Raw genomic sequence first — 25,344 nt, 5'->3', positions numbered from 1 at the left:
TGGCTACGCTAAGAGCGAAACAGCCGACAATATTGGGTTTCGTGAAGGGCGCTAGCCAAGCTTAATGCTGGTAACGACCCGCTAATTTGATCAAAAGGTAAAGCTAAGCCCGACTCGCGTGCTGGTGGTAGCAACGGCAGTAACTCGCTAAGTAGCTTTTGGCAGGCTGTTTGCCCAAGCGGTAGGGTTTTACCGGCTACCGCCAATTGGTTTTCTAGCCAAGTCCATAGGTAGCCGTCGGCTAATTCATCAAGCGCTACTTGCCAATGCACACCAGCCAAAGCAAACATGCTAGTCCAGCTCATCGATTCTTGGCTGAGCGGAGCGGTAATTGACTCATCGAGTTGGCTAAGCAAGGTGCGTAAAGCGTTGCCCATTTGCACATCTTCTAGCTCTAACTCAAGGGTTTCTCGGCTGGCAATAAGTTCTAAATTTAGGCTCTCAAACTTAGCAAAGTCTTGCGCTTTGCAGGCTTGATAAAGTGCCGCCAGCATAGGAATGTCGAGGCAGGCTAGCCCTGCCTCTAAACAACCGCTGATCCAGCTTTTTAGCTGCTGAGGGTTATTCACCCAGCCGTTTTCTATGGCGTATTCCAAGCCTTGCGAATAGGCAAAACCACCTACCGGTAAGCTGGGGCTAACCAAACGCATTAGCTGAAGTTGCGCCATGCTAGTCATTAGTGGCTATGTCCTGGCAAGTGGCTGTGATAAGCACCGGTTTCTGGGTCAAATGGGCCCTGGTGCTGTTCTACTCGTAGCCCATAAAGCTCTACTAAGTCTTGCAATACATGGTCTGGCTGAAAGCGCACCCAACCTTCACCAATTTGCAGTGGTGTATGGCGGTTACCTAAGTGGTAGCACACCTTGGCGAACATTAGTGGATCGTCGCTATAGGCGGTGGTTACCAACTCGTCGGCACTTTTAATCTCAACCACTTCGCCATTATCGGCTTCTAGCATTTGGCCATTTTGTAGCACTTGTCCACGCTCTAAGAAAAAGCCGATATCTTGCTTGGTTTCGGTTTGCGCTTTAATGCGCGCTTTTTTACGTAACTCGTAACTCAAAACCACTTGGTGATGCGCTGGGCCGTGGTAGTGATGGAGGGTTTGATACACCTTTAACATTCATTCTCTCCTTAAAATAAAAAGTAACGCTGAGCGAGTGGTAGCTCGGCAGCGGGTTCACATTCAAGCAATTGGCCATCGGCGCGCACTTCATAGGTTTGCGAATCCACTTCCATATGCGGTTGGTAGTGGTTGTGCACCATGTCTTGCTTTTTAATGCTGCGGGTATTTTTACACGCCACTAGGCGGCTAGTTAGACCTAGGGTTTCATCAATTTTTGCATCTAAAGCCGCTTGGCTTACAAAGGTGACGCGGGTTTCGCTCATCGCTTTGCCGTAAGCGCCAAACATTGGGCGGTAATGTACCGGCTGTGGCGTGGGGATTGACGCATTAGGGTCGCCCATTGGTGCGGCAGCAATCGCTCCCCCTTTAATAATTAACGAGGGTTTAGCGCCAAAAAAGGCAGGTTTCCACAACACTAAATCTGCCAATTTACCCACTTCAACCGAGCCCACTTCATGGGCAATACCATGGGTTATGGCCGGGTTAATGGTGTATTTGGCAATGTAACGTTTGGCACGGAAGTTATCGCAGCCAATTTCTTTATCTTCTGGCAATAAACCGCGTTGCACTTTCATTTTGTGGGCGGTTTGCCAAGTACGGGTAATCACTTCGCCTACTCGGCCCATGGCTTGCGAATCTGAGGCGATCATCGAGAATGCGCCTAAATCGTGCAAGATGTCTTCGGCGGCGATGGTTTCTTTACGGATCCGCGAATCTGCAAAGGCCACGTCTTCGGGAATAGCCGGATCAAGGTGGTGACATACCATTAGCATGTCTAAGTGCTCGTCTACGGTATTAATGGTGTAGGGGCGAGTTGGGTTAGTAGATGATGGCAACACATTATCTAAACCACAGGCAGTAATAATATCGGGAGCGTGGCCGCCACCTGCGCCTTCGGTGTGGTAGGTATGAATGACTCGGCCTTTAAAGGCGGCGATGGTATCTTCTACAAAACCGGATTCATTTAAGGTGTCGGTATGAATGGCCACTTGCACATCGTAGTTTTCGGCAACGGTTAAACAGTTGTCGATAGACATCGGAGTGGTGCCCCAATCTTCGTGTAACTTTAAGCCCATGGCGCCGGCCATTAGTTGTTCTTCTAAGGGGCGCGGTAGGCTGGCGTTGCCCTTGCCCAAAAATCCTAGATTCATTGGGAAACAATCTGCTGACTGCAACATTTTGCCTAAGTGAAAGGCGCCAGGGGTACAGGTGGTTGCATTGGTTCCGGTTGCGGGTCCGGTGCCACCCCCTAACATGGTGGTAGTGCCGGACATTAAGGCTTCTTCAATTTGCTGCGGGCAAATATAGTGAATATGTGAGTCGACCCCGCCAGCAGTCACAATTTGGCCTTCACCTGCAATTACCTCGGTACCTGCACCAACCTCGATATCAATGTTGTCTTGAATATCGGGATTACCCGCTTTACCTATGGCTTGAATACGGCCGTCTTTAAGTGCAATGTCGGCCTTTACAATACCCCAGTGATCCAAAATAAGGGCGTTGGTAATCACCGTATCTGGCACCATGGCGCAGCTGGCTTGGCTTTGCCCCATGCCATCACGTATTACTTTACCACCACCAAATTTTACTTCGCTGCCATATTGGGCGTAGTCTTTTTCTACTTGAATGATTAGCTCAGTATCGCCAAGGCGTACTTTGTCGCCCACGGTTGGGCCAAACATTTCGGCATAGGCGCGTTTATCCATTTTGCTCATGCTTGTTCCTCGTCACTTAGTTTGCCCATTACTTCCCCTCTAAAACCGTATACCTCGCGCTTGCCACTTAAGGCCACCAGTTCTACGCGGCGGCTTTGGCCTGGCTCAAAACGTACTGCGGTGCCGGCGGCAATATTAAGACGAAAACCTAAAGCGGCTTTACGGTCAAAATGCAGGGCGGGGTTAGTTTCGGCGAAGTGGTAATGTGAGCCTACTTGCACTGGGCGATCGCCGCTGTTGGCAACATCTACAGTTACAGTGGCTAAACCTTTGTTTAGCTCAATGTCACCATCATCAATGATTAGTTCTCCGGGTATCATTTGCTGTTCCTCTACAAGTAGCCTAAGGGATTGGGTTATGCACGGTGACCAGTTTGGTGCCATCGGGGAAGGTGGCTTCCACTTGTACTTCGTGGACCATTTCGGCAATGCCATCCATAACATCGTCACGGCTTAGCAAGGTGCGTCCCCAGCTCATTAGTTCGGCAACACTGCGCCCTTCGCGCGCGCCTTCTACGATGCTGGCCGAGAGATAAGCCACGGTTTCGGGGTAGTTAAGTTTTAGCCCTTTGTTTTTACGTCGCTCGGCGACCAAAAAGGCGGTGAACAGCAATAACTTGTCTTTCTCTCTTGGGGTTAATTCCATGTCTGCCTCGTAGTATTAAATTAAGTATTCCAAATTCGGGGGCGAACCGCTGGGTGACCAAGCGTAACCGGGCGAATAAGCGCCCAAGCCGCTTCAAACTCTTGCCTAACTTGCTCGGCGTTATCCCCTAAATAGCGCAAAATGATAAGGCCGCGCACTAAGGTGATGCCCACCTCTGCGCACGCTAATTGTTCGCGTAAATCTTCTAATAACTGCTTTTGGGCTAATTCGCTGAGCAAATCCACTGTGGCTAACATGCAGGCGTATACGTGTTTGCCAGCCAAGGCTGCTGGGTTAGCAGCAGTATTGGCGTTATCGATGCGGGTATTCTCAATCAGCAACGGGCGCTGTTCGCGATACACCTTGATGGATTGCATCAACTCGCCGTGGTCAAAATCTTCGTCACTGGCTTTACGGCCTAAACAAGTAATTTCCCAAGCGATAAGTTGAGCATTGCCTTGCAACATGAAGTGACTGTCTAAGCGACCTTGCGCGCCATTAAATACAATGGTTTCTGGTGGCAGCCACTCTAAGCTACTGTTATCTTGTAAATGAAATCGCTGCTCTTGGCGTTGCTGCTGGCGGGCCAAGTTAGAGCGATACAATTTGCCTGATGCTGGGGTAGTAAGTACCACTTTACTGCCAGCCAAACATTCCACATTCATCAGCAGGTGATCACCCGCCACCAAGCCACCGGGTGGGTGTAATAAATACACGTGGCAACAATCTGGTGCAGCCAGTTCTGGGTGAAAAGGGCGCTGTACCCGCAAGGGTCCTTGGCTTTGATTTAAGGTTAAGCGAGTTTTATTAGCAATAGGGGCAAAGCCCAAATCAAGGGTGGCTACCCAGCCTTGCTTAATGGGGGCGTGCGAATTGCTGCATGCGGTTTGCTCTTGCTGACTCACTGTTATCCTTCTTTCATGGCTGGGAGTGAATTTTCCTCTACTTAATAGAGCAAGAACTAAACCAGTTTTATCGAGCTAACCTAAGAGCGGCTCCTATTCAAAATAGCGCAAAATCAGCAGCTTGGGGTGGATCATTTTGGTGCGTGCTGGCCAAATTGGTGCGTTTTTTTGGTGTTTGTTTATTGTACGATCATTTTGGTGCGTTTATTTGAGGCAAACGCTCATGTTTTGTGCGTCGAATTACTAATGATATATAAATCATTTCATTAAGTTGTTGTTTTTAATTGTTATTTTCTACTTGGCATAGTCGATGCTCTAGCTACCTTAGCATTGCATGAGGTACCGCATGCTCTAAAGGACTATAAAAAATAGGAAATATAGCAATGACACAACATAGCAAATGGAAGAAGATCGCAACGGTTGCAAGTGGTGTAGCACTTGCCTTCTCAATGAATGCAGCCCAAGCCGCAGAAACCATTAAAGTAGGCGTATTGCACTCGTTATCAGGCACCATGGCTATCAGTGAAACAACACTGAAAGACACCGTGCTTATGATGATTGAAGAGCAAAACAAAAAGGGTGGTTTATTAGGTAAGAAGCTAGAACCTGTAGTGGTTGACCCAGCATCTAACTGGCCTTTATTTGCCGAGAAAGCACGTGAGCTACTAGATAAAGAGCAAGTAGACGTTATCTTCGGTTGTTGGACTTCGGTATCTCGTAAATCAGTACTTCCTGTAATTGAAGAGCTAAACGGTATGCTTTTCTACCCAGTTCAGTACGAAGGTGAAGAAAGCTCTAAAAACGTATTCTACACTGGCGCTGCGCCAAACCAGCAAGCGATTCCAGCGGTTGATTACCTAATGGAAGAAGAAGGTGTAGAACGTTGGGTTCTAGCCGGAACCGACTACGTATACCCACGCACCACTAACAAAATCTTAGAAGCTTACCTTAAGTCTAAAGGCGTAACTGAAGCCGACATCATGATTAACTACACGCCATTTGGTCACTCTGATTGGCAAACTATCGTTTCTGATGTGAAGAAGTTTGGTGGTGCAGGTAAGAAAACAGCGGTTGTTTCTACCATTAACGGTGACGCAAACGTTCCTTTCTACAAAGAGCTAGCTAACCAAGGTATTTCGGCAGAAGACATTCCAGTAGTTGCTTTCTCTGTAGGTGAAGAAGAACTATCTGGTTTTGATACTGCTCCTCTAGTGGGCCACTTAGCAGCTTGGAACTACTTCCAAAGTGCAGACAGCGAAGCTAACGAAGAGTTTATTGCAGCTTGGAAAGCTTACACTGGCGACGATAAACGTGTAACTAACGACCCAATGGAAGCAACTTACATTGGTTTCCAAATGTGGGCTGAAGCAGTTGAAAAAGCCGGTACTACAGACACCGATCCAGTGCGTGACGCAATGTACGGTATCACTGTTCCTAACTTAACTGGCGGTTACGCAGTAATGAACACTAACCACCACTTAACTAAGCCAGTGCTTATTGGTGAGATTCAAGCTGACGGTCAATTCGACACTGTATGGCAAACAAGTGGCGGCGTAATTGGTGATGCTTGGACAGACCACCTAACTGAATCGGCCACTATTGTTGCTGATTGGACTGCCCCAATTAAGTGTGGCAACTTCAACATCAAAACTGGCCAATGTTCTGGTCAAAACTACTAAGGAACTGTTGCGCTTTTGAGCTCAACAGCCCAAAAGACAAATAGAACCTAGGTACGCGTAAACAGCTAAGTGCCTACGGGCACTTTTTAAAAGGCGCGGCTGAGTAATATCGGTAGCGCCTTTTTTGTATTGAATCAATCAAGAGTAGGGATTGTTTTGAGCATATACATATCTCGCTTCGCACGCTTGTTGGCCGGTGTTTTACTCATGCTTTGGGTATTACCAGCTGCAGCAAGTGATTGGGAGCAGGCAGTGCAGGCCTTAACTGCAAAAAAAAATAGTCAAAAACAACAAGCGATTGAACAATTAATTGCTAGTGGAGACAAACGTAATAGTTTGATCTTCGAAAGCTTATTAAGTGCCAATTTGTACTACCAAAAATCAGATAAAAAAGTGGTAGTAGCGGTAAAAGAAGGCAGCCTTTATAACTTAAGCTCTGTAGTTGATGGCGCTGATTTAGGTAGCGTTAAAAAATCTCTTATTAAGAAAATCTCGGTTAACAACAAAATCCGTCGACAGCTGCGTAGTGGTTTAGCGCTAATTGGTTTAAACGCCGATGAGCCTAGCGCTCGAATAGCGGCGATTCGCTCTTTAATGAATACTGCTGACCAATCTCATACGCCGCTTATTGAGCAGCGTTTGGTGGCCGAGACGGACCAAAAGGTGATTGCCAAACTTAAAGAAATGCAGGCCATCATCAATCTTCAATATGGCGAAGCTGCTGAGCGTTTAGCTGCAGCTGATTTACTATCGGGTCAGTTGGATCCTGCTTCACGTAATGTGCTGGTGAAGCAACAAGCGAGTGAGCAAGACAGCGCGGTGTTAGCCGCTATTGATAGTGCAATTGCCACCAATGAGCAGTTGCTACAAATAAACAGCGTGGCCGAGAACATCTACTTTGGTTTGAGTTTAGGTGCGGTACTGCTTTTGGCAGCGGTTGGCCTTGCAATTACCTTTGGTGTGATGGGCGTGATTAACATGGCCCACGGCGAAATGATCATGCTAGGTGCTTACACCACCTATGTGGTGCAGCAATTAATGCCAAACAACATTGAATGGTCGTTGCTGGTGGCCATTCCTACCGCCTTTTTAGTGTCTGGTTTGGTTGGTATATTAATTGAGCGTGGCGTGATTCGTTTCTTATATGGTCGCCCGCTAGAAACACTATTAGCCACTTTTGGTTTAAGCCTTATTTTACAACAGGCGGTTCGCAGTATTTTTGGTCCGCTAAACCAGGCGGTAATTACCCCACAATGGATGAGCGGCTCGCTAGAAATTAACGGCGTATTGTCGCTTACCTACAACCGCCTCTACATCATTATTTTCAGCTTTATGGTAGTAGCGCTGCTGTGGACCATTTTGCGTAAAACCTTCTTTGGTTTGCAAATGCGAGCGGTAACTCAGAATCGCCCAATGGCTAACTCTATGGGTATTCGTTCAAGCTGGGTAGACGCCATGACCTTTGGTTTAGGCTCAGGCATTGCCGGTATTGCCGGTGTGGCCTTAAGTCAGTTAACCAACGTGGGACCAAACTTGGGCCAAAACTACATTATCGATTCCTTCATGGTAGTGGTATTTGGCGGCGTGGGTAACCTATTTGGCACCGTGATTGGCGCACTTACTTTAGGTGTGGCTAACAAGCTAATGGAACCGTTTGCCGGTGCCGTATTAGCCAAAATTTTGGTTCTAGTGTTCATCATTCTATTTATTCAAAAACGTCCTCGAGGCTTGTTTGCCTTGAAAGGCCGTACGGTGGAGGACTAAAGCATGCCTAAGTCTGTATTAGTTCGATTTTTAGTAAAAGACAAAGTGGGCAACGCCATGTTGCTGGCTTTGTTATTGTCGGCGATTTTAGTGCCGTTAATGAGTTTGGCGCTTAGCCCCGAGAACCCTTTGCACTTAAGTTCTTACTGGGTAACCTTGTTGGGTAAATACCTATGTTATGCCTTGCTCGCTATTGCTGTTGATTTAGTGTGGGGGTATTGCGGTATTTTAAGTTTGGGTCACGGTGCCTTTTTTGCGCTGGGCGGCTACGCCATGGGCATGTACTTAATGCGCCAAATTGGTGATCGTGGTGTGTACGCTAACCCAGAATTGCCAGACTTTATGGTATTCCTCGATTGGTCGGAATTACCTTGGTATTGGCTGGGTTTTGATATGTTCCCCTTTGCCATGTTGATGGTGTTTTTGGCACCGGGCATTTTGGCCTTTATTTTTGGTTACTTGGCCTTCCGTTCGCGAGTAACCGGTGTGTACTTGTCGATTATTACCCAAGCCCTTACTTATGCGCTGATGTTGGCATTTTTCCGTAACGACATGGGTTTTGGTGGTAACAACGGCTTAACCGATTTTAAAGACATTCTAGGTTTTAGCTTACAAGCAGATTCAACCCGTGCGGTGTTGTTTGCCTTAAGTGCACTGGCCTTAGCTGGCGCTTATGTATTGTGCCGCTGGATTGTGAACTCAAAACTTGGCCGAGTATTAATTGCCGTGCGCGACAGCGAAAGCCGTACCCGATTTATCGGTTACCGCGTAGAGCGCTTTAAGCTGTTTGTGTTTGTAGTTTCTGCCATGTTGGCTGGCGTAGCTGGTGCTTTGTATGTGCCGCAAGTGGGCATTATTAACCCGGGCGAATTTGCGCCGCTTAACTCCATCGAAAGCATTGTTTGGGTAGCCGTTGGTGGCCGAGGCACTTTGTTTGGTGCGGTATTTGGTGCGCTGCTGGTTAACTTTGGTAAATCTTGGTTTACCGGTGCATTCCCAGAGCTTTGGTTGTTCTTCTTAGGCGCTTTGTTTGTGGTAACGACTTTGTGGCTACCAAAAGGCGTGGTGGGTTTGTATGGCAGCATCAAAGCTAAGTTGCAAGAAAGAGCAGCAACTAAAGTAAGCACTGCTGCTGTAACTGAGCCAACTCCAGCAACAGAGAAAAAAGCCGATAAAGCCGATCCAGCGGAGGGTGCAGTAAATGCGTAGTGTACATATTCCTCAAGACACCATCTTGTATGTAGATGGTGTAACCAAAAGCTTCGATGGTTTTAAAGCCTTAAATAGTTTGTCGTTAATTTTAGAGCCTGGCCAAATGCGTGCGATTATTGGCCCCAATGGTGCCGGTAAAACCACCATGATGGACGTAATTACTGGCAAGCTTCGCCCCGATGAAGGCACGGTATTTTTTAATAACGATATCGATTTAACTCAGCACGACGAAGCCGAAATTGCCAATATTGGCATTGGTCGTAAGTTTCAAAAACCCTCGGTAATCGAAAACCTAACGGTATTCGAAAACCTCGAATTAGCCTTGGCCGGACGCCGTGGTGTGTTTGAGTCTTTGATGCATAAATTGTCCTCTAGCGACAATAAGCAAATTGGCGATACTTTAGCGCTGATTCGTTTAGCAGATAAGCAAGAATGGTTAGCTGGCTCTTTGTCGCATGGTCAAAAACAGTGGCTAGAGATTGGCATGTTAATTATGCAAGAGCCACAGTTATTGCTCATTGATGAACCCGCCGCCGGTATGACCGACGAAGAAACCGCCCTCACCGCCGAGCTGTTTAAAGAGCTAGCTAAAAAGCACTCTTTAGTGGTGGTAGAGCACGACATGGATTTTGTAAAAGCACTAGATTGCCCAGTAACGGTATTGCACGAGGGTTCGGTATTGGCCCAAGGCACCCTTGAGCAAGTGCAGCAAAATCAGCAAGTCATCGAAGTTTACTTAGGGCGCTAGGAGGCGACGGAATGTTAGAACTTTCTAAAGTAGATAGTCATTACGGGGCTAGCCAAGCGCTTTACAATGTAGGCCTAAGTGCCGAGCCGGGCAAAATAAGCTGTGTACTAGGGCGCAACGGCGTGGGTAAAACCACGCTGCTAAAAGCGCTAGCGGGTCAGCAAAGCATTAGCGCCGGCAGCATTATGTTTAACGGTAAAGACATTAGCAAAATGTCGGCGGCGCAACGTGCTAAACAAGGCATTGCGATTGTACCGCAAGGGCGTGAGATTTTTGGTCAACTAACGGTGCTGGAGAACCTTAAAACGGGGTTTTCGGTATTGCCTAAATCGGAGCGTTTTATTCCCGACGAAATCTTTCGTTTGTTCCCGGTGCTAAAGCAAATGCTGGCGCGCCGTGGCGGCGATTTATCGGGTGGCCAGCAGCAGCAATTAGCGATAGCGCGCGCTTTAATCATGCGCCCTAAATTATTAATGCTAGACGAGCCTACCGAAGGGATTCAGCCCTCCATTATTAAAGACATCCAAAAGGTATTGGCACTACTGCGCGATCGCGGCGAAATGGCGATTGTATTAGTAGAGCAATATTTTGATTTTGCTGTAGCGCTTGCCGACAACTACACCGTACTAGATCGCGGCAATGTGGTATTGCAAGGCAGCAAAGACGAAGTAGATGAAGCCGATGTGAAACGGTGGATGAGTGTTTAGATCTTAACTCGCGTTAATGATATAGCCGCTCATTAGAGCGGCTTTTTTTGAGCAAATATTTTTCCTAATTACTGACATTCACCCCACGTTATTGTTTCACCTGCGCGAGCCTGTTGGAACATGTCAGCACACATCTGTTTAGTAAATGTTTTGGTTTCAGCAAAGCTAATGTTCAGTTGAGAGCCATTGCCTTCGTTGTAGTAGGTGGTGTCTCCGGTTTCTAGGTTGTAGATAAACGTTTCCCAGGTCGCATAAGACTCAGCGTTAGTTGGGTCGATTAGGTCTTGAGGCACCTTGTTACCGAAGTCAAAGAAGCCCTTCATTTTACCGCGAGTATCTACCCAATCAGCTTTAGGATCGAGCTTGGCGTTTGCTGTCACGTGGTAACCACGTAGGTAGCGAGATGCAGAGCTGATATCGCTTGGCAGTTCTTCAGCTTTGTTTAGGTCGAACTTTTCAGCGTGCGCAAGAATGTCTTGGCGCAGTGGCATGTTAGCCATTACACGCAGATCGCTGGTGATGTCACCACGGTGAACAATCATCTTACCGCCTTCATTCAATTGGAATAACGCGATATTGCCAGACTTGTCTTGAACAGAGAAGTGGAAACCGTGCTGGTGACCGCCAATACCGGTTTTCCAAGCTGTTTGGAACTCATTAGCTTCGAATGCGTTAACCGCTTCTTCTACAGTAGCGAACTGAGTCACCAGATAGTTGACGATTTGCGACATGTGTATCGCTGGTGCGCCGTTATCTGCGGCATCTTTTACAAACTCAACCGATGGGTTTTGATAAAGAAGCGAAGCAGATAGACCTTTGTCATTGATAGCTTCACCTGAAGTACCGTGGAAAGTTTCTACTTCCACATAATCTACGGTGTGGTGCTTTACAGTCCATGATGCTGCATTTTTGTATTCAGGCACTTCGTAAGCTTTAACAGCAGTACCTGCAGGATGCGCTTTAACGATAGATTGCAGCTCTGAACCGCCCCAGTCAAATGAACGGGCGACAGTTACACCGTGAGTATCACCACCGTCCATGATAAGGCGTGAGCATGCACTTGCTGTAGTTACAACTGAAGCAAGTGATACTGCGGCGATTGCTGCTACTGCTAGTTTATTAAGTTTGAAGTTTTTCATAATGTTCTTCCTACTATAAGTTACTCATTCGAGTGGTAGATATTAGGCATCGCTTCAAAGTGTTTTCTTTGCAGTCTTGCCAGTTGATGAGTGCATTATGTGCTCATTAGATTAGAACCTTAACTGCGCCAAGAATGGTGTTTTCCCTCTCTATTGCTATATTGGTGGTTTACTGATGTTATTTGGGGAACTAAATCGATGGCTATGACCTTTGAACAACTTAGTGCTTTTGTGGAAACGGTAGATAGGGGAAGTTTTAAGCAAGCCAGCATTAAGTTAGGTAAACACACCTCAACGGTTAGCGGGCTGATAGCGAACCTAGAAGCTGAGTTAGCTATGGAGCTATTCGTTCGTAAGCCTCGCTCCTTAGAAATAACTCCTCATGGAAAAGAGATTTATCGCTACGCTCAATCCGTTATTAGAGAGTGTGATTTGCTTGATGTTAAAGCTAATAGTTTGTTAGAGGGCTTGCCATCAACATTTACTGTTGCTGTAGACAACGATCTTATGGGGGCGGATATTGCAGATATTTGCGCAAGAATGATCGCCAAGTTCCCGGCGATTGAAATCAACATTATCGCAGTGGATCCAATGCAAGTTCGCAGTCATGTATTGAATGAACAGGCTGATATTGGGTTTGGGGTAGCTTTATTTCGAGGGAGCCACGAACTTACATTGGCTGATGGTTATTCTTTTAACGTGGTTTTTGTTGCTTCACCAGAGCTAAACTGTAGGGAGAAGTTTGTGCCTCTGGAGGAGGTGCGAGGTATGTTGCAGGTATCAGCCTTGTTTATGAAACAGATTGCTCACGAAGATACTCACAACCTTAGCTCGCGGACTATTTACAGCAATAACCTCCGTAATACTAAAGAGCTGCTAAAACATACAGCGGCATGGGCGATGCTGCCAGAGTTTATCTGTAAACAAGATATTGAAATGGCAGAGCTTGACGAAATGTATGTGTCTCCTACAGCATCAGAAAAACCCAATCGATGGTCAACGGAGATTAGTTGGTTAACGGCAAAACCACGCAATGCAGCAATGGATTATATAATCAATGAGTTAGCTCGGCTGCCTAATCGGTAAAGCTAGTTATTCTGGTTCTATAAAAATGGTTCAATAATTCCTCTAGTCCAGAATGTTGAAAGACATTTCGGGGTATTGACACGTTAATTAACGCTAACTGATTATCGTCTTATAGCTTGTTGTTTGAACTAGTCCAAATTCTTAACCTTTAGCCTTTCTTCATCATTCACCGCTTTTGCTCGCCGCTCACAGGCGCCGGATTTGCAGTTTTGCAGGCAAAGCTTCCATAGCACGCGCTTGGCTTCTGGCTGTATATCGGCCAAGTCATTTATACAAATTGCCCCCTGAGCAAGCAGTTGTTGCAGCTTATCTACCGAAAGGCTTAACTGGATCCTTGGTGATGTTGAAGAGTGATGTTTCATGGTAATGTCCAAACACTTGTTGCGAATAGTTATCATTAACCATCATTGAGTTTGGAGCAAGGTTTTGTTGGATGTTTGTTCGCTTTTAGTTATTGGAACAAAAAAGCTTAAGGGTTTATCTGCCCTTAAGCTTGTTTGTTAAGTCACTATTTTTGCTGCTTAAGCAGCGCTTTTATCTCGCTTAGTTCTTGCTGTAGTTCTCGCAGACTCGGCTCGTTGGTGCCTTCGGCGAGGCTTTTTTCTTCACGTACTTTAGCGTGTTCTTGTTCCATCACATTTACCACAATGCCAATCACCATATTAAGAAAGGCAAAGGCCGACAGGAAGATAAAGCTGAGGAAGTAAATCCAACTTAGGCTGTATACCTGCATGGTTTCGTACATTACATCGGTCCAATCTTCGAAGGTCATCACCCGGAACAAGGTGAGCATAGAAATGGCAATGTCGCCCCACAGTGTTGGGTTAATGGTTTCGAATAAGGTGCTGCCAATGGCGGCGTAGATGTAGAAGATGATGAACATTAGCAGCATTACATAACCTAGCTGCGGCAGGGCTTTAACCAGCGAGGTAAGCAAAATACGCAACTCGGGAATAATAGACACCATTCTCAGTACCCTAAATACCCGAATAAGGCGACCAACTACGGCTAGTTCAGAGTTTTCGATAGGGACTAAGCTTACCAATACAATTAGGGTATCGAAGACATTCCAGAAGTTATTAAAGAAGTGCTTTTTATTGGGCTCGGCAATAAAGCGAATGCTAATTTCGACCACAAAAAACAGGGTGATGAGGTAGTCGAGTATGATGGTGGCAGTAATAACTTTAGGTGGTAGCGAGTAGGTTTTTGCGCCAATAAGTAAGGCAGAAATTAAGATCACCGAAATTACAAACAACTCAAACAGCTTGTTACGTTTAAGGCGTTCAAATTGGGTTTGCAGGTTTTGGCTATTAGTGTTCAATGTTTGTTACTGCGGTGTTATGAAATGCTGTTAGCAATTTTGCCGCAACCTTAGCCGTTAACTCAAGCTTTCAAGATGAAGATTAGCCTGTTAAGCGCTATTAATGGGTTTGTTGATAAAGTTCTTGGCATTGATTGTAGGCTACCAGTACGTTGTCGAACTGCAGTTTAAGGTCGATGTTGCGTTTTTCGGCTGTACTAAGGCAATGTTTGATATCTGGAAAGGTAAATGCCCCTTCCAAATAGCGACTGGCGTAGCGCGGCGGTACACCCACTATCGACATTTGGCGAGCTTGAAAATCGTTTAAGCCGTATTGCTTGTAGTGTTCACTAGGATATTTTTGTTCATTAACTGAGGCTGTTTGTTGGGTGCTTTGGCAAGCGGTTAACCATAGAGTAATGACTGGAATAAAGACTAAGGTTTTGAAAGCGGCCACACTAGATCCCTGTGTGAGTTTAAAGAGAGAGCATTTTAGCGAAAAGAGTTTGCAGTTCAAGCCAGAGAAGATGCTTATGATTGCTTAGCAAATTAGGCTGCAAAAAAGCCGCTTTAAACAAAGCGGCTTTTTAGGTTTAGCAAAATAAACTTAATTTTCTAAGCTAGTTTCTGCCTCATGGTCTTCTTTTTGCGCTAGCGCGGCTTGAGCTTTGGGCGCGTCTAGGCTTAGTTCGCTGCTGCGGTTGGCTAAGCGCTCTGGGGCCGATTCTGCTTTCATTTGCAGGTTAGAGCTATTGTATTCATCTACTACTTTACGCTGTTCGTCGTTCATAGCCGCGGTACCTGCACGGTTGCCAATGCTGTGCATCAGTTCGTGATGTAGTTCGTCGGCTAAGTTCTCGTCACCATGCATGGTCATAATATGGCGAGGGAACATTAAGTTAGTGCTACCAATGCCAGCAAAGGTAGAGCTAATGACTCGCGTAACAAACAAACGTGGCTGAATGGTTGAGGTGAACACGCTGGTTTCTAGGCTAGTGCTGTCGTTATACCCTTTACCAAAGGTGCGCGTATCTTCTTTTACCGTGCCTTTACATTTGAAGTAAACCAAGCTTGATTCAAACTGAATTTCGCTCCAAAACGGATGGCTTAGGTTGCTAAGCAAACGGCCAAAAATGGCACAAATGGTGGCAGCAACTAATAAGGTAAGAATGGTAAAGAAGCTTTCAATGGTAGTTTGAACAAATGCAGGTCCGGTTTCATCATCCAGTAGCTCAAACACTACACCGTCGAAGAAGCTGGTGTAAGTGGTTAGCGGAGTTAGTGCGTAAAACACCAATAAGCTGGCGATTAGCAGTAAAGCCTGAGCCAAACTGGTTGAGGCAATACGCATTTTTTTGCTAACTGGCTCGTCGTTTTTCTCAACAGTTTTTGGTTGAGTTTCTTGAATCAGTTCACCATCAAATTCGCCATTGTTAGGATTTTGGCGAGCACTCAAAGGTTTATAAACACGGTTTGGCACCTTTTTGTAGCGACGACGCTCCATCACTTGGTGGGTAAACTCGTTGAATATATCCATTGGGCGAGCGCCTACTTCGCTGGTGCGAGGCAGTTTGTCGGTGATCTCGGTCGTTGGGTTAGCTTGCTTGGCACGCAAGGCGGTTAAACCCAATACCAAGGCACAGCTAATTACTGAGAAGACAAAAATTAAGCCTAGCCAGGTAGAGTTGCTATAGCTGTTGTAGGCCAAATCTAGCATTTGGGTTGCCCAAGTCATGCCTTCGCTTAGCTCTACTTCTATCTCTAAACCACGTAGTTGAGCGGCAATAACATCTTGGTATTGGCCTAGCTCGTAAGCAAAGAGTTTGCCTAGAAGCATGTTAACCAGTACTGGCACACTTACACATACCGCCACCATTTTAACAAAGCCAAAAGCGCTTACGGTTTCGATACCACGACCTAAGCTGCGGTTAAGTGGGCGGCCAGCTTTAAACCATACTAAGGCTACGTAGCAGAGTAAGGTAAAGGCAAAAAATGGCATTAAAATAGTAGCTTTATCGCCAGCTAAACCCACCGAAGTAACAAAGCTTAAAATGGCAAAAGCAAATAGCGCCACTAAGGTTTGTACTAGTGCTCCAACAATGCGCTGCGCCAAGTTTTGAATTGGGTAAGGCACAAAAGTGATTTTGGGGAATAGGGTGTGCAGCATTCTGGCTACTAAACCCACTGGTTCTTTAAAGGTGTAGTTTTTACTGCCCACCAACATCGATTCAATTTGTTGCTGGTCGTAGGCTACGTCGCGTTGTTCACGCTTAGCACTGTCTTGCTCAGAGGTTGCATGGTTATAAGACAGTGAAGTAGGCGCTGAGCGTCCCACGTAAAAACGCATTACCTGCATTAAGCCACGCCCTAGTGTCCATAGGCCGTTGGCCATTAACACAAAGCCGATGATGGCGAAGGTCCATCCGGTAATTGGGTGGGTTTGTACTGCACTTGCTACGTTTAATAACGAGAGTAAACCTAGCAGCGCTGTGATGCCGCCTCGAATGGCACGCAGCGTGCCTTCAAAGCGGAAGGGATTGCGGATCCCTAAGTCGAGTGAGCCATGTTCAAAAGACATGTTAGTTCCTTAAACGATATCTTGGTTTAAATAAGAGTTTGGTAGCCGTCGGCGTCGGTTTTAGGTTCTGCACTTGAAGAGCCAGAAATAGGGGACGGTGCCGCTTGGGTGGTATTGGCAAAGGCAGTGGTTAACTGTTGTCTTATGGTCTGGCCAAAGGCTAAGCGCATTTTGTTGCGTAAGCGACCCAGAGGAATGCCTACAAATAGTTTGCTGAGAATAAAGCCGACAATCGCGCCCATAAACGCCCAGCCATAACTTACGTTGTTATAGCGTGCTGCATCTGCAAAATTGGCAATTAAGTGAGGAGTGTCGAGCAATATATAAGGCATTGATTGAAAGAACGACGCTATCCCGTAACGACTGATACCCGAACCCGCCCAGAATGCACACCAAGCAAACAGTAGTGCCAAAAAGCCAGTAATTAGCGGGCTCCATTTTTCTAATTTAGCGGCAAAGCCTTGTAGCGGAATAATGCGTTTGGCTGCCGTAAGAAGGTTTACTTGCGTGGTATAACCCAAGAAATCATTGGAGTGAAGGAAGTAGCCAAAACGAAAAGTTTTCTTGGTTTTTTTGTCTTCGCCCCATAGGGTTGAAATATGCTGAGTGGTTGGTGGAATATCAGGCTTAAAATCGACGCCCATGGTTTCCACTTTGCCATTGTTGTCTTCTAAATATATGTTGATTCCATCACTAAAGTGTTTAGAACCACCATAGGTTTTGGTTACTGAAATAATATTGAAGTCATAGTCATTTTTACCCACTCTAATGGTGGTTGGGTGAGATGTTTCCATTCTGTTCTCGCTACTGCAATTGGTCTAGTTAACTCAAAATATGGACGGTAAACGCCCACCAATGCAGATTTTGCGGGAAGAATATTACACTAACAATGCGCTTAAACTAAAGATTATTATAATATTTAAAAAAATGTCATTGCTTTGATTTATATGATTTTTTCTTTATATTGTGGCTGATTTGTTGAGCACTACATTAGTATTTATACAGTTAAAAATTTTGTTACTTATCTTTAGGTGGGCAAATGTGCTGACGCAACAACTCAGCCGAGTCGGCTGCATTAGCTTGGCAAACAAACAAGCCTATTTGCTCATAACCACCCATCATTTGAGTTTTAGGTAAAAACTCAAGATACAGCCCACAGCCCGGCCCATTGTTGATGATCATATTGTAGGCGGGCGGAATGCCCATTTGTTCCATGAGGTGCAGAATAGCTTGTATGGCTTGCTGCATCCCTTCCACCAATTGCTGCTGCTCTATGCTGTTGAGCTGATGCAAGTAGCGTTTGTCGCTGTCTTTTACGATTAGCAGCATGTCTAAAGGTCGCTTCATAAAATACGGTACGATTAGCTGCAATTCGCCATAGTCTTTTACCAATAACTCGCTGGGGTTCTCTTCTAACATGTAGCGGCTAAAGGATTTGTTGTGGCGTTTTCTAAAGCGCAAGTTATTGAAAAAGTGCTGCGGCAAAATATTGCTATAGGCAATTTGCTGGTGGCCATGTACTAAAGAAGCACCAGCCGTAGCGCCAAAGTTTTTGATAATAGACACATAGCCACTTACTACGTCTTGATTCACTTTAGTTTCAGAGCGCGCCATAAAGTCGGTGGGTTGGCATAACAGATTCTTTTCTAGGTTTGCTAAACGCTGAAAGCTAATCAGCGCATCGGAGAATGGTAGGTTATGCCAATCTTTATCGTGTAACGAAGAAGTCCACTGCAATAGATGAAAACCATAGGATGCACGGCCTTGGTGTTCTGGGTCTTGGTGGAGGAAGTAGTCGGCGTTTTCTAAAGGAATATCTTCGATAGGGTGAAAAATAGGGTAGAGGTTTTTGTTGATAAAAGTAAACCCCTCGCTGTGCTCGGTTATGTCGAGAATATCGGCGCTTTTCCCTTCACAAATAGGGCAATGCTCATCTTCTTTAACTGCAGTAGGTTGCGCTGTAGTGTGAACCCTTTTAGCGCGGGCAGAGTTATAAATCACTAAGTTACCGTTGCGTGGATCAATTTGGCAAACGCCGTCTGGAGCAAACTGCTTTAGTTGTGGATCTTGGCTAATGTTTTCTAGTAAGTGATGAAACTGAAGCTGGTCAAGATCTTCACTTAAGGCAAGCGATTTTGCTAAGGCAAGAGGTAACAGTTTGCTCATTGACGATCCTTGTTTGCTTAATCCAAAAAGAAATAAGTAAGACTTGCACGGCTATTTGATTATAGGTGATGAACTTGCGACGCGCGGATTAATGCTGCTTGCTTGAAACAAAAACTGGCAGCGCTTGGTCTTTGCATGTAATTGGAAAGTAAAACACTAAAAGTGGAAGCCTTTCTGAGGCTTAACTAAGTGAGTTTAAGCCTTAAAAGCGCTGCTTTGGTTAAAGTGAACCAGCTTGTAATAAAAGCATTACAATTTTTCAGTGTACAAGTGTACGCTGAAATAATAAGCTGGTCGGCGACTTGTTAAATTTAGGTAACAACATGCAGGCTGCAAAGCACTACAGCGCGAAAGAAGAATTACTGAATGTAGTTTCTCACCTCATTGGTTTGCTTATCTCAGTGGTGGGTTTGTTTATGTTACTGAGCAAAGCCGAAGGCCTAACTGAAGTGGTGGCTGTCAGTATTTATGGCGGGTCTTTAGTCTTGTTGTTTTTGGCCTCTTCTCTTTACCATGCGGTTAGCCATAGTGCCTGGAAAGCTGGCTTAAAGCTGTTTGATCACTCTGCGATTTATCTGTTAATAGCCGGCACTTATACACCAATATTACTGGTGTCTTTTGACGGTTGGTTATCGCTAATTTCGATGATTGTAATTTGGACGCTAGCGGCTTTTGGCGTGGGCTTTAAGTTGCTCACTGGCACCCGTTTTCCCAAAGTATCACTGAGTACTTATTTGGCGATGGGGTGGTTGTCTTTGGCGTTAGCTTATCCGATGTATCAGCATATTGCGGGCGAAGGTTTGTGGCTATTAGCTGCCGGAGGAGTATTGTTTAGCGTGGGCGCGCTGTTTTATGTGGCTAAACACAAACCTTACACTCATGCTATCTGGCATGTCTTTGTCGTTGCAGGTTGTGCTTGCCATTTTGCTACGGTATACGGCTATATCGTTTAGTGCTTAACGCTGCCAAGCTCGATTTAATAATAAGCCTCGCCTACCTTTTGACGATAAACCACATGTTGTTCGCCATCGGGATCTTGGTACACAAATTCATCTTCACTAATCGAAATGATTTGGTCACACCATTGTGTACCAACTGGCAGTATTTCTGGGTGTGATGTTCGGCTAATGGTTAAACAAATCGTCCTGCCCAAATCGCCAGAAACCTCGTAACGGCCATCTATTCTAAAATCAGCAATGCTGTCGGGAAAGGTACCCCAGCTATTAATGGTGCCGTCGGCATTGTATTGGTCGTAACCCCAAATGGATTGGCCTTGATCTTCAGAGCTTCCCCACAAACCAATAAGCGAATCTGGATTTATTGCATCTTGGGCATGCAGTAAGCCGCTGGTTAATAAAAAAGGCAGTAACAAAATAGATAATTTCATGCTTGTACCAAGCAAATACATTTAGTTACTTTTCTATCAGTTAAGCCTTGAGTGGTCAAATACTTAGGTTATTTTACTCTCCAAGCCAAACCAGTTCTGGCAAGGCGCTTAAATCCAACTTGTCACCCTGTTTGGCCGCAAGCATTGCGGCGGGTTGAGCAAAAGAAGCTTGAATGGCTGCCAGTAGATCTTGTTGTACTTGCTGTTCTCCATGCACCAATATTAGTGGAGGAGCGTTATCGAATTGTTGGTACCAGTGGATCAATTCGGCTTGGTCGGCATGAGCGGAAAGCCCCCCAACGGTGTGCAGCTTGGCGGCAACTTTAACCGGTTTGCCGCGAATAGTGAGATAGTCGGCCCCATCTACTAACATGCGCCCTGGTGTGCTAATGGCTTGGTAACCACAAATAATAACATCGCATTCAGGCCGCCATAGGTTGTGCTCTAGGTGGCAGCGAATACGCCCGCCATTACACATGCCGCTACCAGCAATAATAATTAAGCCTTGGTTTATTTCATTAAGCTCCATGGATTGTTCGGTACTTTGAATAAACTCTACATTAGATAGCAGTGGATGCTCTCCCGGATGCATCCGAGTAAAGCGTTTAAAATCGTCATCCATCACTGGGTAGTTATTGATATAGACTTTGGTGGCTTCGATAGCCATGGGGCTATCTAAACAAATTCTCCAGCGCGAAAGGTCCCATTGCTTGGCGTAGAGGTGAAATAAATAGAGTAGTTCTTGGGCTCGACCTACGGAAAATGCCGGTAATAAAATGTTCCCTTGGCTGCCACTAATGGCTGCTGCAAATATTTGCTCCAGTTCATCGATGGTTTGCTGCCAGCTGCGGTGTAAGCGATTGCCATAGGTGCTTTCCATCAATACTAAATCGGCTGTTTTGATAATCTCAGGATCATCCAAAATAGGCATGCCTTCGCGGCCTAAGTCACCACTAAAGACAATTTTTTTGCGGGTGCCTATTTCGCTTATCCATAGCTCAACAATGGCCGAGCCAAGGATATGTCCAGCGTCGGAGAGCTGCAGGGTGAGTTGAGGCAGTACCTGGATGCTTTCGCCATAGTTGAGCGGCTTAAATTGCAGGATAGTTTGCTCTACGTCTTGCTCATCAAACAAGGCTTGCAGTGGCTCAAGGCCCTTTTTTAAACGCTTTTTGTTTAGCCGTTCGGTGTCACGCTGCTGCAGCATGGCGGCGTCTTTTAGCATAATGGCACAAAGCTCTGCCGAGGCTTTATGAGTATAAATAGGGCCCTTAAAGCCAGACTTTACTAACTGCGGTATTCTGCCGGAATGGTCAATGTGAGCGTGGCTAAGAATAACCGCGTCAATCTGTGAAGGCTCAAATTGGAACGCATGGTAGTTGCGCATTGCATCGGCTTTGCTGCCTTGAATCAGCCCGCAATCTAATAGCACTTGTTTATCGTTTACCGTAAGCAAGTGGCAGGAGCCGGTAACTTCTTCCGCTGCACCAAGAAACTGTAAGGTCATGGTCATGATATCAGTCCCTCTTCAAACAAGGCCTAGATAAAGTGTAGTTCAGCTGCAGATGTGAATGTGTGGCTTAGTTAACGGAGTTCTTAAGGCTTTTAAATAAATGGAATAAGCGTGAGTTGGAGTGGTTTAGGTTTTGAAGGAAATAAAAAAGGCTGCCATAGCAGCCTTTGACGAGATGAAGCGCAGATTAGGCTTTTAGAGTTGATAGCTGAGTATCAAGTGCCTGCGCTACTTGCGATAATTCAGCGCTAATGCTTTCGATATCGTGAGCCAAACTATTCTGTACGCCTGCGGCTTCGCCAATGCCATTAATATTGCGGTTAATATCTTCGCTCACATGGCTTTGTTGATGTGCGGCAGTAGCAACTTGGGCTGCGTTATCGTTAATTACCGAAATGCTTTCTACTACTTTATGCAGCTGCTCGTAGCTGGCTTCGGTATCTACCGCGGTGGTATTCACTTTTTCTCGGCTGGTGCTAATTAAGTCTACCGTGGCATTGACATCACTTTGTAGTGCTTGAATCAGTTGGTTAATTTCTTCGGTAGAGCTTTGGGTTCTGCCAGCTAGGTTTCTTACTTCGTCTGCTACTACTGCAAAGCCTCGGCCTTGTTCTCCGGCGCGCGCTGCTTCAATTGCTGCGTTTAATGCCAGTAAGTTGGTTTGCTCGGCAATACCACGAATAGTCTCTAAGATGCTGTTAATGTCTTGGCTACGACCCGCTACTTGAGTGATTCGTTCGCTAATGCCTTCCATACTGCCAGAGATGTCGCGAATTTGTTCAACAGAGCTTTGGAACTCTTGCTGAGTTTGGCTTAACTGTTTCTCAGCTTCTTGAGCGTTGGTTGCGGTGCCATTGGCCAGCTCTGCTACGTCGCTAGCAGTCGATGACATTTCATTTACTGCGGCAGCCACGCTGTCGGTGTCGTTGCGTTGTAAGCGGCTTGCTTCTCCCGCCGATTCGGCATTTTTAGCCAGAGTTTGTGAGCCATTGGTAAGCTGATTTGATTGCTGTTGCAGCTGATTGACCATTACCCGTAGTTTTTCGGTAAAGGCGTTAAATTGGGTTGCCATGGCTACCAGCTCTTGGTGCTTTTGCACGTCTAGCTTCATGGTTAAATCGCCATCATTTCCGGCAAGGTAACCGATCCGACGGGTGATTTGGCTTAAAGGCTCTAAGAAACCTTGCACCAGTTGCGACACAATAAACAGCGCAATGATAACCACAACGGCAGACACTAAGATCATGGTGCCGCGCGCTTCTGCTGCTGTTTCTGCAAACAGAGCTTGTAATTCTGTTGCACTTAGCTGAGTGGCAGCAGCGGCTTGTTCGGCGCTAAGTGAAGCGCTACCAAACATCAACATGCTAGTAAGCACGCATATAAATAATAGGGTGATGCTAATAAGTAGTTTTAATTTAAACGACAGTGTTGCCATTATTGTCCTCCATGAACCCGTCTGTCGCTACAATCTCATACTTTTGAATCTGGCGCTCAACTTTCCTCACATATTATTGAACAACAAGTAAAATTTTTACTTTCATCGCATTTTGCTTAGCCCTGATGGGGTTAAAAGTAACAGTTCCGCTGCTGGTTAGGCAGCAGCGGAGTAAAACGGCAGTACCTATATCTAAGGCTGGCTTTGAAGATCTATTTGATAAAGGGCAAAGCCAACATCATCGACAGAAAGCTTTTGCATCGGATAGATGGCTTTTTCGGCGATAAACGCGGCAGCTTTGTCGCTGGGTGAGGTTTCAAAGAAAATGTTTAACTTGGCTTTAGTTTTTGATTCAAGAGGGCTAAACCGCCAGTTGTTGTCGGCGCTAGGGCTAATTTGCCCTTTTTCCTTGCTTACTCGCTTAATGTAGTTGGCTAATACACTGCGGTTTTCGTCGGGTGCTTGAATCACCACTTTGTCTTCGCCGGTGCCAGCAAAGCCGCCGCTATAGGCGCGATAGTTGTTCGTTGCTATTAAAAACTCTTGGCTTGGGTCAATCGCTTTGCCGGCGTAATGAAGTTGTTTGATACGTTCAGACTCTGGGTTGAGTGGTTTGCAGTCAGCGTCAAAACGGGCGGCTTGGCTTACATCAATTTGGTAAGTAACACCGTCGATGACATCAAAATTATAGGTTCTAAACTCGTCCCAGTTGATTAACGCTTGCGGGGTGGCTCGGTTTGGGTCTATTTGGTTGAACTGCCCAGCCGAGCATTCTAGCCAGTCTTTCACTTCTGCGCCGGTAACTTTTAACACCACCAGAGTATTGGGGTATAAATATAAATCGGCGGCATTTCTAAAGGTGAGTTCGCCGGCTTCTACTTCGGTATAGTTGCTAGGGTCGTTTTTTCGTCCGCCTGCTTTAAAGGGGGCAGCGGCCGATAGCACCGGTAAATCGGCTAAATCGGGGTCACCTTGAATCAAGGTTTTTACGTAGTCGGTTTGCGCTAAGTTAACAATTTGAATGGTGGGGTCGTCTTGAACTAAGGCTAAAAAGCTGTACATCACGTCGCTAGATTTCCCCAAAGGCTGATTGACAAAATCACGGGTGGCTTGGTGATCTTCCGCGACAGCGGCCACCATGGCTGAATCAGCCTTTGCCAGCGATTTTTTATTGGCGCTGTCAAAGATAGCTCGGTTGGTGGATTGGCTTTTAGTTACCTGCCAGCCTGCTTGGGTATGCTGTAGCTCTAAGTCGATGATGCCAACATGGCTGCCCCAACGCCCCGGCATTACTGCCGCCACCCCATTAATGGTGCCGCTTTGGTTATCTACACCTGGCAAGTTATCAAAGCCTTTACCGGGGAACACCGTATGAGCATGACCAAAGGCAATGGCATCAATGTCTGCGACTTCAGATAAATAGTAAACTGAGTTTTCAGCCATTACCTTGTAAGGGTCGGTAGATAGGCCGGAATGGGGTATAGCAACAATAATATCGGCGCCTTCGGCCTTCATTTTTGGTACCCAAAGTTCGGCACTTTGTTTAATGTCTTGCGCGCTTACCTTGCCTTCTAAATTGGCTTTATCCCAAATCATAATTTGTGGGGGAACAAAGCCAATGTAGCCAATTTTGAGGTTTTGGCTTTGACCGGCTGTATCTTTAAAGCTGTAGTCTTTTATTAGGTAGGGACTAAAGTAGTTTTGCTGGTTGTCGCTGCGGATTACGTTAGCATTGATGTAGGGAAAGGTCGCGCCTGCTAATGCTTTGTCTAAAAAGTCCAAGCCATAATTAAACTCATGATTACCTATGTTGCCTACATCGTAATCGAGGCTATTCATCGCCTGATAAACCGGATGAACTTGTTGGCCAGTTAACCCTCTGTCAGCAATATAGTCGCCCATTGGGCTGCCTTGTATCAGGTCGCCATTATCTACCAGCACGCTATTGTCCACTTCTGCTTGGGCTTGTTTAACGAGGGTAGCGGTACGCACTAAACCTATTTTGGCGGAGGGTTTATCCTTGTAATAGTCAAAGTCCATTATGTTGGCGTGAATGTCAGTGGTTTCGATGATTCTGAGCTTAATTGTGGAGTCGTGAGCGTAGCTATAGGCTGCTATAAATAGGCAGGTGAAAAGGAGTATTTTTAAACTATTCATGGTGGCTCCGCTTGGAAACAGTAAACAATAAAGTAAACCATAGCAGAGCGGTGCAAGGTGGCACTCTCAATAGCAAAATAAA

General features: G+C 45.8%; 24 protein-coding genes. 7 read left to right on the top strand and 17 right to left on the bottom strand.

Features of this window, described 5'->3' with window-relative positions; all coding sequences use genetic code 11:
- Positions 1–8: 8 nt before the first annotated feature.
- Genes OV592_RS20350 through OV592_RS20325 form a run of 6 tightly spaced genes read right to left on the bottom strand, consistent with a single transcriptional unit; the run spans position 9 to position 4,391 of the window.
- Positions 9–677 carry an urease accessory protein UreF gene (locus OV592_RS20350; protein WP_406609824.1) on the bottom strand — a complete coding sequence of 223 codons (669 nt, stop codon included), beginning with the start codon at positions 675–677 and terminating at the stop codon, positions 9–11.
- Positions 677–1,123 (bottom strand): urease accessory protein UreE, encoded by a 447-nt coding sequence (gene ureE, locus OV592_RS20345; RefSeq protein WP_406609823.1) that lies wholly within the window; start codon positions 1,121–1,123, stop codon positions 677–679. The genes OV592_RS20350 and ureE overlap by 1 nt, the downstream gene beginning before the upstream one ends.
- A gap of 11 nt (positions 1,124–1,134) precedes the next feature.
- Complete coding sequence (ureC, locus tag OV592_RS20340; protein WP_016403119.1) at positions 1,135–2,841, bottom strand: urease subunit alpha; 1,707 nt, start codon at positions 2,839–2,841, stop codon at positions 1,135–1,137.
- Positions 2,838–3,161: an urease subunit beta gene (locus OV592_RS20335; RefSeq protein ID WP_016403120.1), complete on the bottom strand. Its 324-nt coding sequence runs from the start codon at positions 3,159–3,161 to the stop codon at positions 2,838–2,840. The genes ureC and OV592_RS20335 overlap by 4 nt, the downstream gene beginning before the upstream one ends.
- 22 nt (positions 3,162–3,183) lie before the next feature.
- Entirely contained in the window at positions 3,184–3,486 is a 303-nt protein-coding gene (gene ureA, locus OV592_RS20330) for an urease subunit gamma (protein WP_016403121.1), read from the bottom strand.
- 20 nt (positions 3,487–3,506) lie between these two features.
- On the bottom strand, positions 3,507–4,391 hold the full coding sequence (locus OV592_RS20325; RefSeq protein ID WP_016403122.1) for an urease accessory protein UreD: 885 nt from the start codon (positions 4,389–4,391) through the stop codon (positions 3,507–3,509).
- 383 nt (positions 4,392–4,774) lie between these two features.
- Between OV592_RS20325 and urtA the strand changes: the two genes are divergently transcribed.
- The 5 genes from urtA (at position 4,775) to urtE (ending at position 10,501) form a co-directional block, all read left to right on the top strand.
- The gene (gene urtA, locus OV592_RS20320) at positions 4,775–6,070 is read left to right on the top strand and encodes an urea ABC transporter substrate-binding protein (RefSeq protein WP_406609822.1); all 1,296 of its coding nucleotides are present in this window, start codon (positions 4,775–4,777) and stop codon (positions 6,068–6,070) included.
- 156 nt (positions 6,071–6,226) lie between these two features.
- On the top strand, positions 6,227–7,834 hold the full coding sequence (gene urtB, locus OV592_RS20315) for an urea ABC transporter permease subunit UrtB (RefSeq protein WP_406609821.1): 1,608 nt from the start codon (positions 6,227–6,229) through the stop codon (positions 7,832–7,834).
- Positions 7,835–7,837: 3 nt separating this feature from the next.
- Entirely contained in the window at positions 7,838–9,043 is a 1,206-nt protein-coding gene (gene urtC / locus OV592_RS20310) for an urea ABC transporter permease subunit UrtC (protein WP_016403125.1), read from the top strand.
- The gene (urtD, locus tag OV592_RS20305) at positions 9,036–9,794 is read left to right on the top strand and encodes an urea ABC transporter ATP-binding protein UrtD (RefSeq protein WP_016403126.1); all 759 of its coding nucleotides are present in this window, start codon (positions 9,036–9,038) and stop codon (positions 9,792–9,794) included. Before urtC ends, urtD begins: the two co-directional genes overlap by 8 nt.
- An 11-nt stretch (positions 9,795–9,805) precedes the next feature.
- Positions 9,806–10,501: an urea ABC transporter ATP-binding subunit UrtE gene (urtE, locus tag OV592_RS20300; RefSeq protein WP_016403127.1), complete on the top strand. Its 696-nt coding sequence runs from the start codon at positions 9,806–9,808 to the stop codon at positions 10,499–10,501.
- A 68-nt stretch (positions 10,502–10,569) separates the two neighbouring features.
- Here urtE and OV592_RS20295 read toward each other — a convergent pair whose 3' ends face one another.
- The gene (locus tag OV592_RS20295) at positions 10,570–11,640 is read right to left on the bottom strand and encodes a linear amide C-N hydrolase (RefSeq protein WP_406609820.1); all 1,071 of its coding nucleotides are present in this window, start codon (positions 11,638–11,640) and stop codon (positions 10,570–10,572) included.
- A gap of 198 nt (positions 11,641–11,838) precedes the next feature.
- On the opposite strand from OV592_RS20295, the gene OV592_RS20290 reads away from it, so the two are divergent.
- Positions 11,839–12,726, top strand: a complete 888-nt coding sequence (locus tag OV592_RS20290) for a LysR family transcriptional regulator (RefSeq protein ID WP_406609819.1) — start codon at positions 11,839–11,841, stop codon at positions 12,724–12,726.
- A gap of 128 nt (positions 12,727–12,854) precedes the next feature.
- Here the strand turns inward: OV592_RS20290 and OV592_RS20285 are convergent, their stop codons facing one another.
- The 6 genes from OV592_RS20285 to OV592_RS20260 all read right to left on the bottom strand — a co-directional run bounded on the left by OV592_RS20285 (position 12,855) and on the right by OV592_RS20260 (position 18,770).
- Positions 12,855–13,088, bottom strand: a complete 234-nt coding sequence (locus OV592_RS20285; RefSeq protein WP_338622508.1) for a hypothetical protein — start codon at positions 13,086–13,088, stop codon at positions 12,855–12,857.
- Positions 13,089–13,234: 146 nt separating this feature from the next.
- Positions 13,235–14,047, bottom strand: a complete 813-nt coding sequence (locus tag OV592_RS20280; protein WP_406609818.1) for an ion transporter — start codon at positions 14,045–14,047, stop codon at positions 13,235–13,237.
- A gap of 100 nt (positions 14,048–14,147) precedes the next feature.
- Positions 14,148–14,483: a hypothetical protein gene (locus OV592_RS20275; protein ID WP_406609817.1), complete on the bottom strand. Its 336-nt coding sequence runs from the start codon at positions 14,481–14,483 to the stop codon at positions 14,148–14,150.
- 150 nt (positions 14,484–14,633) lie between these two features.
- The gene (locus OV592_RS20270; protein ID WP_406609816.1) at positions 14,634–16,604 is read right to left on the bottom strand and encodes a hypothetical protein; all 1,971 of its coding nucleotides are present in this window, start codon (positions 16,602–16,604) and stop codon (positions 14,634–14,636) included.
- Positions 16,605–16,630: 26 nt separating this feature from the next.
- Complete coding sequence (locus OV592_RS20265; protein WP_016403134.1) at positions 16,631–17,398, bottom strand: hypothetical protein; 768 nt, start codon at positions 17,396–17,398, stop codon at positions 16,631–16,633.
- Between the two features lie 223 nt (positions 17,399–17,621).
- Positions 17,622–18,770 carry a hypothetical protein gene (locus OV592_RS20260; RefSeq protein WP_406609815.1) on the bottom strand — a complete coding sequence of 383 codons (1,149 nt, stop codon included), beginning with the start codon at positions 18,768–18,770 and terminating at the stop codon, positions 17,622–17,624.
- A 323-nt stretch (positions 18,771–19,093) separates the two neighbouring features.
- Between OV592_RS20260 and OV592_RS20255 the strand changes: the two genes are divergently transcribed.
- Entirely contained in the window at positions 19,094–19,723 is a 630-nt protein-coding gene (locus tag OV592_RS20255; RefSeq protein ID WP_016403136.1) for a hemolysin III family protein, read from the top strand.
- 23 nt (positions 19,724–19,746) lie between these two features.
- Here the strand turns inward: OV592_RS20255 and OV592_RS20250 are convergent, their stop codons facing one another.
- The 4 genes from OV592_RS20250 to OV592_RS20235 all read right to left on the bottom strand — a co-directional run bounded on the left by OV592_RS20250 (position 19,747) and on the right by OV592_RS20235 (position 25,262).
- A complete protein-coding gene (locus OV592_RS20250; protein ID WP_406609814.1) occupies positions 19,747–20,157 on the bottom strand; it encodes a hypothetical protein in 411 nt (136 codons plus the stop codon).
- 73 nt (positions 20,158–20,230) lie between these two features.
- On the bottom strand, positions 20,231–21,670 hold the full coding sequence (locus OV592_RS20245; protein WP_406609813.1) for an MBL fold metallo-hydrolase RNA specificity domain-containing protein: 1,440 nt from the start codon (positions 21,668–21,670) through the stop codon (positions 20,231–20,233).
- A 187-nt stretch (positions 21,671–21,857) separates the two neighbouring features.
- Positions 21,858–23,105: a methyl-accepting chemotaxis protein gene (locus OV592_RS20240; RefSeq protein ID WP_406609812.1), complete on the bottom strand. Its 1,248-nt coding sequence runs from the start codon at positions 23,103–23,105 to the stop codon at positions 21,858–21,860.
- Between the two features lie 192 nt (positions 23,106–23,297).
- Complete coding sequence (locus OV592_RS20235; RefSeq protein ID WP_406609811.1) at positions 23,298–25,262, bottom strand: bifunctional 2',3'-cyclic-nucleotide 2'-phosphodiesterase/3'-nucleotidase; 1,965 nt, start codon at positions 25,260–25,262, stop codon at positions 23,298–23,300.
- Positions 25,263–25,344 lie beyond the last annotated feature (82 nt).

Source organism: Agarivorans sp. JK6, from assembly GCF_045277145.1.
GTDB classification, from domain to species: Bacteria; Pseudomonadota; Gammaproteobacteria; order Enterobacterales; family Celerinatantimonadaceae; genus Agarivorans; species Agarivorans albus.
This window is presented reverse-complemented; position numbering and strand designations above follow the sequence as displayed.